Origin of the sequence: Gordonia tangerina, from assembly GCF_021556435.1 — a bacterium.
Lineage (GTDB): Bacteria > Actinomycetota > Actinomycetes > Mycobacteriales > Mycobacteriaceae > Gordonia > Gordonia tangerina.
In genome coordinates, this window is sequence record NZ_JAKGCU010000002.1 from 206,089 (window position 1) to 218,056 (window position 11,968).

Sequence of the window (11,968 nt, forward strand, 5' to 3'; positions counted from 1 at the left end):
ACCCGCACGAAGGAAAACCCATGTCAGAACAGATCATCACCCCACAGACGGTGAGCCTCGACGTGGACGCCGGCGACGACCCGGCGGCCGTGATCGGTTACCTCGCCGATCGGCTGGCCTCGGCCGGCCGCACCACCGACGCCACCGTGCTGGCCCGCGGCGCGCTCGATCGCGAGGCCAAGTCCGCCACCGGACTGCCCGGCGGAATCGCGATCCCGCACGCGCGCGCCGCGTCGGTCACCGCAGCCTCCCTCGCGATGGCGCGCCTGTCGCGAAAGGTCGACTTCGGCGCCCCGGACGGTCCCGCCGACCTGGTGTTCCTCATCGCCGCACCCGAAGGCGGCGCCTCCGAGCACATGAAGCTGCTCAGCTCGCTGGCCCGGTCGCTGGTGCGTCCGGAGTTCGTCGACTCGCTGCGGGCGGCCGACAGCGACGAGCGCGTCGTACAACTCGTCGACGAGGCCATCAACCCGCAGCCCACCCAGACGCCGGCGGCGACATCCACGGTGGCGACCCCCGAGACAACGCCCACGGCACCAGACGCCGGCGACGCCGACCGACGGCCGTCTGTCGTGGCGATCACCGCCTGCCCCACCGGTATCGCCCACACCTACATGGCCGCCGACGCACTCAAGTACGCGGCCGAACGCGCCGACGTCGACTTCCACGTGGAAACCCAGGGTTCCTCGGCGACCACCTCGTTCGATCCCCAGGTCATCGCCGATGCCGACGCCGTGATCTTCGCCACCGATGTCGGGGTGAAGGGCAAGGATCGTTTCCGCGGCAAACCCGTGGTCGCCTCGGGCGTCAAACGCGCGATCAACGAACCCGACGCGATGATCGCCGAAGCGGTTGCCGCGTCGAAGAATCCGTCGGCGACCGTGGTCAGCGGCGCCGCCGACGACGACGGCGCCGAAACGGAGGCATCCGGGACTGCGGGCGTCGGTCTCGGCGGCCAGGTCCGACAGGCGCTGATGACGGGTGTGAGCTACATGATCCCGTTCGTCGCGGCCGGCGGCTTGCTCATCGCATTGGGCTTCCTGCCCTTCCTCGGCGGTTACGAGATCGCCAACAGCACCCTCGATGAAGCCGGCTCACTGTCCGACGGCGCTTTCATCGCACTGAACAACAGTCTCTGGGACCTCCCGGCCGGCGGAGTCGGCCAGTACATCGGCGCCGTACTCTTCGCAGTCGGCTCGCTGGCCATGGGCATGCTGGTCCCGGTGTTGGCCGGCTACATCTCGTTCGCCATCGCCGACCGACCGGGCATCGCGCCGGGATTCGTGGCCGGCCTGGTCTCGGTCGCCGTGGGCGCGAGCTTCATCGGCGGACTGGTCGGCGGCCTCATCGCCGGTGTCGTGTGCTTGTGGATCGCCCGGATCCCGTTGCCGCAGTGGGCACGCGGACTGCAACCGGTGGTCATCATCCCACTGCTGGGCAGCATGGTGATCGGCGTGCTGCTCTACATGCTCCTCGGCAAGCCGCTGGCCTGGGTGACCGACCAGATGACCGACGCACTCAACAGCATGTCGGGAGGCTCCGCAGTGGTGTTGGGCGTGGTCCTCGGCCTGATGATGTGCTTCGACCTCGGTGGACCCGTCAACAAGGCGGCCTATCTGTTCGCCACCACCGGCCTGGCCATCGGCGGACCCGCACAGCTGCAGATCATGGCGGCGGTGATGTGTGCCGGCATGGTGCCGCCGCTGGCCATGGCACTGGCCACGGTGCTGCGTCCGCAGCTGTTCACCGAGCCCGAGCGTGAGAACGGCAAGGCCGCATGGCTGCTCGGCGCCTCGTTCATCTCCGAGGGAGCCATCCCGTTCGCCGCCACCGACCCGTTCCGGGTGATCCCCTCGATGATGGCCGGCGGAGCGCTCGCGGGCGGCCTGGTGATGGCATTCGGTGTCGAACTGCGCGCACCGCACGGCGGTATCTTCGTGTTCTTCGCCATGAACAACTGGATTCTGTTCCTCGTCGCCCTGGCCGCCGGAACCGTCCTGAGCGCGTTCGCCGTCATCACAGCCAAGCAGTGGCATGCCAACCGGCAACACGCCGGACGCTTCGAAGACGTCCAAACCGTCCCCGCTTGAGCGCTGTTCGGGCAGACTCAGTCGACATCGACCGCAACATTCCCGACCGCGACGATCCCGACTGCAACGCACCCGGCTCGAGATTTGAACCCACAAGCAAAGGAGTATCACCAATGCCCAGCACCACAGTCACCGTCGGCTCGGCCGTCGGCCTGCACGCCCGTCCCGCGACGATCATCGCCGAGGCGGTGGCCGACACCGGCGCCACCGTCACTCTGTCACTCGAGGGCGGTGACCCGGTGGATGCCGGTTCGGCGCTGATGATCATGACCCTGGGGGCGGAGAAGGGTACCGAGGTGGTGGTGACCGCCGACGATCAGAGCACCCTCGACGCGATCGCCGCACTTGTCGCCAAGGATCTCGACGCAGACTGACCGCAACGTCGACCACGGCCCCGTCGCATGACCTGCGGCGGGGCCGTCTGCTGTCCGGTCAGGCCCGCAATGGCTCCAGGATGCCCGCGAACGCGGCCGGGACCCGGACCCGCATGGTGGTGCCGTCGGCGGTGTGCTCGCTGGTCAGCACCTCACCCTCCTCGTGGATACGCGAGATGAGGTCGCCACGGGTGTAGGGCACGTCGATGGTCAGTTCCACGTCGGACCGACCGATGAACTCGCGCACCTGCTCGAACAGTTCCGGCAAACCTTCGCCGGTGCGCGCGGACACGAAAACCGCGTCGCCGAGCGCGCCCCGCAACTCCGCCATCCGGGTGGCATCGATTGCGTCGATCTTGTTGACCACCAACAGTTCGGGCGGCGCGGTGGCACCCTCCTCGGCGACGACCTCGTTGATGACGCGGCGCACCGCGGAGATCTGCTCGACCGGGAACGGGTCGGCACCGTCGACGACGTGGAGCAGCAGATCAGCGTCCACCACTTCTTCCAGAGTCGACCGGAACGCCTCGACCAGCTGTGTGGGCAGATGTCGGACGAACCCGACGGTGTCGGTGAACACCACTGCTCGACCATCATCGAGTGTGGCGCGGCGGGTGGTCGGATCCAGGGTGGCGAACAGCGCATCCTGCACCAGGACACCCGAGCCGGTCATCGCATTGACCAGGCTGGACTTACCCGCGTTGGTGTAGCCGGCCACGGTGAGCCGCGGAATCTCGTTGCGCTCGCGGGCCGCACGCATCACCGTGCGGGACTTCTTCATCGCGCGGATCTCGCGGCGCAACTTGGCCATCCGTTCGCGAATCCGCCTGCGGTCGGTCTCGATCTTCGTCTCACCCGGTCCACGCAGACCGACACCACCGTTGCTGCCGGCACGACCGCCGGCCTGCCGCGACATCGACTCACCCCAACCACGCAGTCGCGGGAGCATGTATTCCATCTGTGCCAGCGACACCTGGGCCTTGCCTTCCCGCGAAGTCGCGTGCTGCGCGAAAATGTCGAGGATCAGCGCGGTACGGTCGATGACTTTGACCTTGACCACCTTCTCCAGGGCGGTCAGCTGTGCCGGGGTGAGTTCACCATCGCAGATCACCGTGTCCGCACCCGTCTCCAAGACGGCCGCGCGCAGTTCGTCGGCCTTTCCCGAACCGATGTAGGTGGCCGAGTCGGGCCGCGAACGTCGCTGGATCAACGCGTCGAGTACCTGCGAGCCCGCGGTCTCGGCCAGCGCGGCGAGTTCGGTCATGCTGGCCCGGGCCTGGGCGGCGGTGCCCTCGGTCCAGACGCCTACCAAGACCACCCGCTCGAGGCGCAGTTGGCGGTACTCGACCTCGGTGACGTCGGTGAGTTCGGTGGAAAGACCGGCGACACGCTGCAGAGACGCGCGTTCCTCGAGCTGGAGCTCACCGGTGGTCGGTCGGGACAACCCCGCCAAGATGTCGCGCCCGGTGGTGCCGTCATCGGATGCGTCGGGCAGGTCGGCCAGATCGGAGTCGGCCAGATCTCGGTTGGCCGGATGAGGTGGTGGTGTGATTGCTGATTCTGTCATGGGTGACATCCATGATGTCACGCTCGACGTGCGGGAAGCATCCCGTTTTCCGCGCGGTGGCCGGACGTGGTGCCGCGGTCAGCTCGCGGGCCGATCCCATCCCGGCCGCAGGTGGCCTTCGGCGACCAGCATCGACGGGCCACGGAGATGGGAACCGTCCGCCCGGATACCCACCTCGACCCGACCTCCCGGCACGGTGATGCACAGCGTGCCCGCCGACTCACCCTGGTGTGCCAGCACTGCGGCACCGGCAGCCACCAGACCGGTCCCGCAGCTCCGAGTCTCCCCGACACCGCGTTCGAACACCCGCATCGACGCCGGTAGCCGGCCCTGGCCGTCGGGGGTGCCGGGGGCGGTCACGATCTCGACGTTCGCGCCGTGCGCGAACGCATCCGGCTCGAGGACCACCCCGTCGGAGAAATCGATGGCCGCCAGGTCGGTCGCGGTCAGATCCGGTACCACGCAGGCCAGGTGCGGGTTGCCGACGTCGATCATCACACCGCGATAGACGTCGTCGCCGATTCGCACCAGCGAGTCGCCGTCGCGGCGGACCGTCCCCATCTCGACGGTGACGTCGGCGTGGACGGCGTCGTGGGCATGGACGACAACCGGTCGAGCGCCGGCGCGTGATCCGACCGTGAAGCGGTCCGCGGCGACCAGACCGGAGGCGCGCAGGTGATGGGCGAAGACCCGCACCCCGTTTCCGCACATCTCGGCGATGGAGCCGTCGGCGTTGCGATAGTCCATGAACCAGTCATCGGGCGCGACCCCATCCGGGAGGGCGTCGAGCACTCCGCGTTCCACCAGTGCGGCCGACCGCACCACCCGCAGCAGACCGTCCGCGCCGATTCCACGCCGCCGGTCACACAATGCCGCGACGTGGGCTTGGGTCAGGTCGAGGTGTGCCGCCGGATCGGTCAGGATGACGAAATCGTTCTGGGTCCCGTGGCCCTTCACGAAATGCAGGGCGGGCGTCTGGTCACCCGTGGTTGTGGCCATCACCCCACCAGCGTACGAGGCGAAGCCTAAGCCTCCACAATCCGCAGGGCTTGCGCCGCCACATCGTCGTGGGCGGCGTCGAGCCAGGTGATGCGGTGGTCGCGTCGAAACCATGACCGTTGCCTGCGGACGTACCGGCGCGTGCCGATGAAGGTCAACTCCTCGGCGGTGTCCATGTCGTACTCGCCGTCCAACGCGGCGAGGACCTGCGCATAGCCGATGGCCCGGGACGCCGTGCGCCCCGAGCGCAGACCGGCCAGACACAACTGCGCCACCTCGTCGACGAGGCCGAGCGCGAACATCTGCCGGGTGCGCACCCGGATGCGTGCGTCGAGATCGGCGGTGTCCCGGTCGAGGGCCAGGATGCGCGTGTGCCAGCGTGGCTCCCCGATCTTCGGCGCCGACGCCGCGAACGGCGCGCCGGTCAGTTCGACCACCTCCAGGGCCCGCACGATACGCCGACCGTCGGTGGCGAGAATGGATGCCGCCCCGTCCGGATCCACCTCGGCCAGACGCCGGTGCAGCGCCGCGACACCGATCTCATCGAGCAGCGCCTCGTACCGGCCACGTACCTGCGGATCGGTCGCGGGGAACCGCCAGTCGTCGAGCAGGCCCTGGATGTACATCATCGATCCGCCGACGAGGACCGGCACCCGTCCCGCGGCCCGCACGCGGTCGACGTCGGCTCCGGCGCCACGTTGGTGACGCGCGACGGTGGCGGTCTCGGTCACGTCGAGCACGTCGATCTGATGATGAGGGATGCCGCGGCGGTCGGCGACGGGCACCTTCGCGGTACCGATGTCCATCCCGCGGTATTGCTGCATCGCATCGAGGTTGACGATCTCGCCGCCGACGTATTCGGCGATGTCGAGGGCGAGATCGGATTTGCCGGTCGCCGTCGGACCCACGATCGCGATCGGAACGGGCCCGCTGGAACCGGTCATCGCGGCGTCCACGTGACCACCGTGTAGCCGACCCCGAACGGCGCATCGCGATAGGCGAGCCGCGAGGCGAACTGCCGACCCGAACACAGTGCGGCGGCGACCTGCCACGCCGGACGGCCCGCGACACCCGCGTGAGCACATGCCGTCGGGTCCAACGCCGCGAGCGTGTCGGTGTCGGCAGCCGCCAGGGCTTGGTCGATGCGTCGCTGCATGTCCACCGCACCGGGTCGCAGGCCGCCACCAGGTGCTCGCGCCGACAGTGCGGTAGCGCCGTCGGCCACCACCAGCACCCCCACCCGACCGGGATCGGCGTCTATCCGCCTCCGTAGTTCGGCGCCCACCCGCGCACAGTCGGCCGGCAGGGCATCGCGCGCCACCGTGACCGGTTCGACGGCCTCGATGCCGGACTCGGCACGTAACCACCCCGCGATCAGCATCGACAGCGGCAGATCCGACGGCGACAGATCGAGCGTGTCCTTGCGTGCGGTACCGGACTGAACCGCGACAGCGGCCGGACGGCGCAGTGTCACCGCCATGGGCACCCCGAACCGTCCGAAGTCGCCGTCCACCCCGATCTCGGCCGCCGAATCATCGTCGCGCGCGCCGATCGCCACGAACTCTGTGGCCGCGGCGGCCAGTTCCCGACCGGCCGTGCGGGTCGCTTCCCGTACCGCCTCGGTGTCGGTGGCGCCCGGCCCCGCGACCTGTGGCACCAGCAGCGGAGCACTCGGGACGAAGACCACGGACGCCAGCACGTTCACGACGCTAGTCGACCCGTTGGGCCACCAGCGCACCGCGTCCGGCCGCAATGTCACCGCAGCGCCCACACGGCACACCCTGACCTGGTTCAATGGGGGCAGCCTGTGGCGTCGGTACGTCGGTGCAGGCCTCGACGTGACGGCAGCCGTGGCGCGCGGCATCAATCTGCGGGAGAGGGCACCTGCACATGACGAATCCGACAGATCCCACTCCAGCCGATCCGGGGGGCGCCGATCCGGGGCGTGTCGAGCCCGCGGCATCCCGACCCGCCGAGCCGACCGCGCCGACCCCGGGCCCGCCCAAGCCGCATCCGATGCCCAAGCCGGGCCCCAAGCCCGGACCTCGCCCCGGGCCGCGCCCACGCGCCGCCGATGTGCACCCGGTGCCCACGCCTGTACCGTGCGGCGACCCGCACGAGTTCGGCCGAATCGACGCCGACGGTGTGGTGTGGCTGAAGACCACCGACGGAGAGCGTCAGATCGGTTCCTGGCAAGCAGGTTCCATCGAGGACGGACTGGCGCATTTCTCCCGCAAGTTCGATGACCTCGCCACCGAGGTGGAGATCCTCGAGGAACGTCTGGCGGCACGGTCGGGTGATCCACGCAAGGCGCAGACCGCCGCGCGCCATCTGCTCGATGCGCTACCGACCGCCGCAGTGATCGGTGATGTCGCCGCCCTCGAGCAGCGGCTGACGGTGATCGTGGGCAGCGCCGACGAGGTGGCCGACTCGATCAAGGCCGAGCGAGAGCAGGCCCGCGCCACGGCTATCGCCCGCAAGGAGGCGTTGGCCGCCGAGGCCGAGGACATCGGCGCCGAATCCACCCAGTGGAAGGTGGCCGGGGATCGGTTGCGAGCCATCCTCGATGAATGGAAGTCCATCAAGGGTGTCGACCGCAAGACCGACGATGCGTTGTGGAAGCGCTACGCGAAGGCGCGTGACGCGTTCAATCGGCGGCGGGGCGCCCATTTCGCCGAGCTCGACCGTGAACGAGCGGGCGCGAAGGCCCGCAAGGAGGAGCTGATCACGCGCGCCGAAGAACTGTCCACATCCACCGATTGGGGCGCCACCTCGGCACGCTTCCGTGAACTGCTCACCGAGTGGAAGGCCGCCGGACGCGCACCGCGCGACGCCGACGACGCTTTGTGGCAGCGATTCAAAGCCGCCCAGGACGTGTTCTTCTCCGCCCGCAACGCCGCCACGTCGGAGCGCGACAACGAATTCGCGGCAAACGGGGCCGCGAAGATGGCACTGTTGGAGCACGCCGAGAAGTCCATCGACCCGGCCGCCGACCTCGATGCTGCGCGGCGCGAATTTCGCGCCTTCCGCGACCAGTGGGACGAGATCGGTAAGGTTCCGCGCGATCAGATGGGTTCACTCGAGGGACGCGCACGCGCCCTCGAGAAGCGCATCCGCGACGCGGAAGATGCACAATGGCAGCGAACCGATCCGGAGGCACAGGCGCGCGCCGCACAATTCGCCGACCGCGCCGCGCAACTCGAGGATCAGGCCCGCAAGGCCGATGACCGTGGCAAGGCCAAGGACGCCGTGAAGCTTCGGGAACAGGCTGCGCAGTGGCGAGAGTGGGCAGACGCCGCAGCCAGCGCCATCGCCGACCGCTGAGGGACGCACGCCGGGCGGTCGGCGCTCAGTTCGTCGACCCACCCGACGTCGTTTCGTCCGTCGTCGAGCCACCTGCCGTCGACACGGTCAGGGCACGCAGGATCGTTATGGCGGATTCCGGGAGCGGTCGGGACCGGCGAGTGGAGTCGTCGAAGGCGACGATGACGGTCGTGGCAGTCGCCACGCACGTATCAGCCTGGAATATGCCCTGTTCGAGCACGATGGAACTGCGACCGAGTGAGGCCACGCGGGTACCGACAACGATGTCACCCGGCCAGGTCATCTCGGAACGGAAGTCCAGCTCGAGCCGAGCGATCACGAATGAGGTGCCGGGCCCGGCCAGCGGTGCCTGCGGGTCGTAGAGCACCGCCACCCGCCCGGATTCGAGGAACGTCGCGAACACGGCGTTGTTGACATGACCTTGGCGATCGGTGTCGGCGTACCGAACCTTTTCGGTGACGTGCGCGCGATAATCCGCGACGCTCGGAAGTCTGCCGGATGTGTGCTCGCCCACGTCAGGCGTCGCGGTCCGGCTTGAGCTGCAAGGATCGCGCCACCGCGTCGCGCGTGGCCGCCTCTTTGCGCCGTTGTTCCTCGAGCGCCAGATGGTAGGTGCTACGGGCCCAGACGACACGCGCCCAGTGGAAGGTCAGCACCAGAACGGCGAGCCAGCCGATGATCAGTCCGATGCCCACCCCGGACGGTGGCTCGATGCCTCCGACGCCGGGAGTGTTGCGTGACCACCACGCCAGCATGCCGGCCACGCAGGCGACGGCGTTGCCGCACAGCGCTATCCACGCCAGCAGCCACCGTCGGGTCAGCAGGGCGAATGCCGACACACCGATGCCGAAGATCGTCAACAGGTAGACGAACACCTCCGAGGTGATGGTGACGCGTTCGGCGTCGGCGTCCGGGGCGAAGGTGAGCACCTCGATCCCACTGGCGGTACCGGTGTGCGGCAACACCATCGACAGCATCGCTACCAGCACACCTACCGCGACGACCACCGCACGCATACCGGGATCGATCTCTCCGGCGACCTTACGTTCAGCTCGACGCAGATCGCTTTCGTAGGCGGCGAGGCCGCCGGCGGCGTCCTGACCGTGGTCGACCTCTTGGTCCTTGTCTGCAGTCATCAGCCGCATCCTCCTGAACATCCCACGCCGACCGATTCTGCGGGCGCCGCTCCGATACCGGGCATCCCCAGCCCCACCCCGACCGGTGCCGTCGTCGGCATCCGGCTGGCAGCATGGGCGTCCCCGGCCCGGGTCCGCCGATGATTGTCGACCCCGGCGTCGGCGATCAGATGGTGCGGAGCAGCGCCGGTGACCCGGGTGGTCACCACGTCGCCCGGACGGATCGTCTCGTCGTCGCCGTGAGGTGCCGGCGCGAAGTGCACCAGTCGACCGTCGCGAGCGCGCCCGGTGCGACGTCCGGTGTGGGCCGACTTGCGGCCCTCGTCGGCCACCACCAACAGCTCCACCTCGGTACCGAGCAACTTCTGATTCTCCGTGAGGCAGATCTGTTCCTGTAGATCGATGAGTCGGCGATACCGCTCCCCCACGACCTCCGGCGGAACCTGGTCGGGCATCGTCGCGGCCGGGGTACCGGGCCGCGGTGAGTACTGGAAGGTGAATGCGCTCGAGAACCGTGCGGCGGCAACCACATCCAGTGTCTGCTGGAAGTCCTCTTCGGTCTCACCGGGGAATCCGACGATGATGTCGGTGGTGATGGCCGCATGGGGCATCGCTGCTCGCACCTTCTCCAGGATGCCGAGGAACTTACGTTGCCGATAGCTGCGGCGCATCGACTTCAGAACACGGTCGGAACCCGATTGCAGCGGCATGTGCAGCTGTGGGCAGACGTTGGGTGTCTCGGCCATGGCATCGATGACGTCATCGGTGAACTCGGCCGGATGCGGCGAGGTGAACCTGACACGCTCGAGACCATCGATCTCACCGCAGGCCCGCAGCAGTTCGGCGAAGGCACCGCGGTTACGCGGTTGGTCCGGATCGGCGAACGACATGCCGTAGGCGTTCACGTTCTGACCCAGCAGGGTCACCTCCAGCACACCCTGCTCGACCAGCGCCGACACCTCGGCGAGCACGTCACCGGGGCGACGGTCGACCTCTTTGCCACGCAGCGACGGCACGATGCAGAAGGTGCAGGTGTTGTTGCATCCCACCGACACCGAGACCCACCCGGAGTACGCCGAGTCCCGCTTGGCGGGCAGCGTGGACGGGAAGCGTTCCAGCGACTCCAGGATCTCGACCTGCGCCGACTCGTTGTGACGGGCTCGCTCGAGCAGCGCGGGCAGCGAACCGATGTTGTGGGTGCCGAACACCACGTCCACCCAGGGCGCCTTGCGCAGCACCGAGTCCTTGTCCTTCTGCGCCAGGCAGCCACCGACGGCGATCTGCATTCCCGGCCGCTCGGACTTCACCGGCGCGAGGTGCGAGAGATTGCCATAGAGTTTGTTGTCGGCATTTTCGCGGATCGCGCACGTGTTGAACACCACGAGATCGGGGTCGTCACCGTCGTCGGCCTTGACATACCCGGCGTCTTCGAGCAGTCCGGCGATGCGTTCGGAATCGTGCACGTTCATCTGGCAGCCGTAGGTCCGCACCTGATAGCTGCGGCCACTGCCCGCGGACACGTCGTCGGCCAGGGCCGCCCGGACACCCTTCCGAGCGGCAACATGCCGATCGGACAACTCGATACTCACGGCTTCCAGGGTACGGGCGTGGGCAAATCGGTCCCAAATACGCGCACGGTTCACCGATGAACAGGACGAGTCGCATCCATCACACTAGTGTGAGCCACTATGACCGAATCGCCGACGGACGACTCCACAACGGCCGTGCCCACCTCCCGGCCACAGCCGATGATCGCGATGAAGAACGTACAGAAGCACTTCGGTGATCTGCATGTGCTGCGTGACATCGATTTCGAGGTTCCGGCCGGACAGGTCGTCGTGGTCCTCGGCCCGTCGGGATCGGGCAAGTCAACTCTGTGCCGCACCATCAACCGCCTGGAACCGGTCGACAGCGGCGTGATCGAGGTCGAGGGCCGCACACTTCCCGACGAGGGCCGCGATCTGGCCCGGCTACGTGCCGACGTGGGGATGGTCTTCCAGTCCTTCAACCTCTTCGCCCACAAAACAATCCTGGAGAACGTGACCCTCGCTCCGATCAAGGTGCGTAAGAAGAACAAGGCTGACGCGAACAAGCGAGCACTCGAACTTCTCGAACGGGTCGGGATAGCAAGCCAGAAGGACAAATACCCGGCCCAGTTGTCGGGTGGTCAGCAGCAACGTGTGGCGATCGCCCGGTCGCTGGCCATGGACCCGAAGATCATGTTGTTCGACGAACCGACCTCGGCACTCGATCCCGAGATGGTCAACGAGGTTCTCGACGTCATGGTGTCGCTCGCCAAGGAGGGCATGACCATGCTCGTGGTGACCCACGAGATGGGTTTTGCCCGCAAAGCAGCCGATCGCGTCATCTTCATGGCCGACGGCGCGATCGTGGAGGATTCAGATCCCGAAAGCTTCTTCTCGCAACCGAAGTCCGAACGCGCACGAGATTTCCTTGGAAAGATCCTCGGTCACTGAG

At 67.8% G+C, this 11,968-nt stretch carries 11 protein-coding genes; 4 read left to right on the forward strand and 7 right to left on the reverse strand.

Going from position 1 to position 11,968, the window contains the following annotated elements; all coding sequences use genetic code 11:
* Nucleotides 1-20 precede the first annotated feature (20 nt).
* Nucleotides 21-2,090, forward strand: a complete 2,070-nt coding sequence (locus L1892_RS04135; protein WP_235722174.1) for a PTS fructose transporter subunit IIABC — start codon at nucleotides 21-23, stop codon at nucleotides 2,088-2,090.
* A gap of 113 nt (nucleotides 2,091-2,203) precedes the next feature.
* Complete coding sequence (locus L1892_RS04140; protein ID WP_235722175.1) at nucleotides 2,204-2,464, forward strand: HPr family phosphocarrier protein; 261 nt, start codon at nucleotides 2,204-2,206, stop codon at nucleotides 2,462-2,464.
* A gap of 58 nt (nucleotides 2,465-2,522) precedes the next feature.
* On the opposite strand, the gene hflX is transcribed toward L1892_RS04140, so the two are convergent.
* The 4 genes from hflX to L1892_RS04160 all read right to left on the reverse strand — a co-directional run bounded on the left by hflX (nucleotide 2,523) and on the right by L1892_RS04160 (nucleotide 6,729).
* Entirely contained in the window at nucleotides 2,523-4,031 is a 1,509-nt protein-coding gene (gene hflX, locus L1892_RS04145) for a GTPase HflX (protein WP_235722176.1), read from the reverse strand.
* A 78-nt stretch (nucleotides 4,032-4,109) separates the two neighbouring features.
* Entirely contained in the window at nucleotides 4,110-5,030 is a 921-nt protein-coding gene (gene dapF, locus L1892_RS04150) for a diaminopimelate epimerase (protein ID WP_235722177.1), read from the reverse strand.
* A gap of 26 nt (nucleotides 5,031-5,056) precedes the next feature.
* Nucleotides 5,057-5,974, reverse strand: a complete 918-nt coding sequence (gene miaA / locus L1892_RS04155) for a tRNA (adenosine(37)-N6)-dimethylallyltransferase MiaA (RefSeq protein ID WP_235722178.1) — start codon at nucleotides 5,972-5,974, stop codon at nucleotides 5,057-5,059.
* The gene (locus L1892_RS04160) at nucleotides 5,971-6,729 is read right to left on the reverse strand and encodes a class III extradiol ring-cleavage dioxygenase family protein (RefSeq protein WP_235722179.1); all 759 of its coding nucleotides are present in this window, start codon (nucleotides 6,727-6,729) and stop codon (nucleotides 5,971-5,973) included. Before L1892_RS04160 ends, miaA begins: the two co-directional genes overlap by 4 nt.
* 191 nt (nucleotides 6,730-6,920) lie before the next feature.
* Here L1892_RS04160 and L1892_RS04165 point away from each other — a divergent pair, with 191 nt between their 5' ends.
* Nucleotides 6,921-8,354, forward strand: a complete 1,434-nt coding sequence (locus L1892_RS04165) for a DUF349 domain-containing protein (protein WP_372474957.1) — start codon at nucleotides 6,921-6,923, stop codon at nucleotides 8,352-8,354.
* A 25-nt stretch (nucleotides 8,355-8,379) separates the two neighbouring features.
* On the opposite strand, the gene L1892_RS04170 is transcribed toward L1892_RS04165, so the two are convergent.
* Genes L1892_RS04170 through miaB form a run of 3 tightly spaced genes read right to left on the reverse strand, consistent with a single transcriptional unit; the run spans nucleotide 8,380 to nucleotide 11,079 of the window.
* A complete protein-coding gene (locus L1892_RS04170; protein WP_235722180.1) occupies nucleotides 8,380-8,868 on the reverse strand; it encodes an acyl-CoA thioesterase in 489 nt (162 codons plus the stop codon).
* Between the two features lies 1 nt (nucleotide 8,869).
* The gene (locus tag L1892_RS04175) at nucleotides 8,870-9,490 is read right to left on the reverse strand and encodes an Rv2732c family membrane protein (RefSeq protein ID WP_235722181.1); all 621 of its coding nucleotides are present in this window, start codon (nucleotides 9,488-9,490) and stop codon (nucleotides 8,870-8,872) included.
* Nucleotides 9,490-11,079, reverse strand: coding sequence for a tRNA (N6-isopentenyl adenosine(37)-C2)-methylthiotransferase MiaB (miaB, locus tag L1892_RS04180; RefSeq protein WP_372474958.1), 1,590 nt, complete (start codon nucleotides 11,077-11,079; stop codon nucleotides 9,490-9,492). The genes L1892_RS04175 and miaB overlap by 1 nt, the downstream gene beginning before the upstream one ends.
* 159 nt (nucleotides 11,080-11,238) lie before the next feature.
* Between miaB and L1892_RS04185 the strand changes: the two genes are divergently transcribed.
* Nucleotides 11,239-11,967, forward strand: a complete 729-nt coding sequence (locus tag L1892_RS04185) for an amino acid ABC transporter ATP-binding protein (RefSeq protein WP_235722381.1) — start codon at nucleotides 11,239-11,241, stop codon at nucleotides 11,965-11,967.
* The last annotated feature ends 1 nt before the right edge of the window (nucleotide 11,968 follow it).

Excerpts from the sequence above, each read along its gene's own strand:
- L1892_RS04135 (WP_235722174.1), top strand. The coding sequence starts at position 21 with ATGTCAGAACAGATCATCACCCCACAGACGGTGAGCCTCGACGTGGAC.
- L1892_RS04140 (WP_235722175.1), top strand. The coding sequence starts at position 2,204 with ATGCCCAGCACCACAGTCACCGTCGGCTCGGCCGTCGGCCTGCACGCC.
- hflX (WP_235722176.1), bottom strand. The coding sequence starts at position 4,031 with ATGACAGAATCAGCAATCACACCACCACCTCATCCGGCCAACCGAGAT.
- dapF (WP_235722177.1), bottom strand. The coding sequence starts at position 5,030 with ATGGCCACAACCACGGGTGACCAGACGCCCGCCCTGCATTTCGTGAAG.
- miaA (WP_235722178.1), bottom strand. The coding sequence starts at position 5,974 with ATGACCGGTTCCAGCGGGCCCGTTCCGATCGCGATCGTGGGTCCGACG.
- L1892_RS04165 (WP_372474957.1), top strand. The coding sequence starts at position 6,921 with ATGACGAATCCGACAGATCCCACTCCAGCCGATCCGGGGGGCGCCGAT.
- L1892_RS04175 (WP_235722181.1), bottom strand. The coding sequence starts at position 9,490 with ATGACTGCAGACAAGGACCAAGAGGTCGACCACGGTCAGGACGCCGCC.
- L1892_RS04185 (WP_235722381.1), top strand. The coding sequence starts at position 11,239 with ATGATCGCGATGAAGAACGTACAGAAGCACTTCGGTGATCTGCATGTG.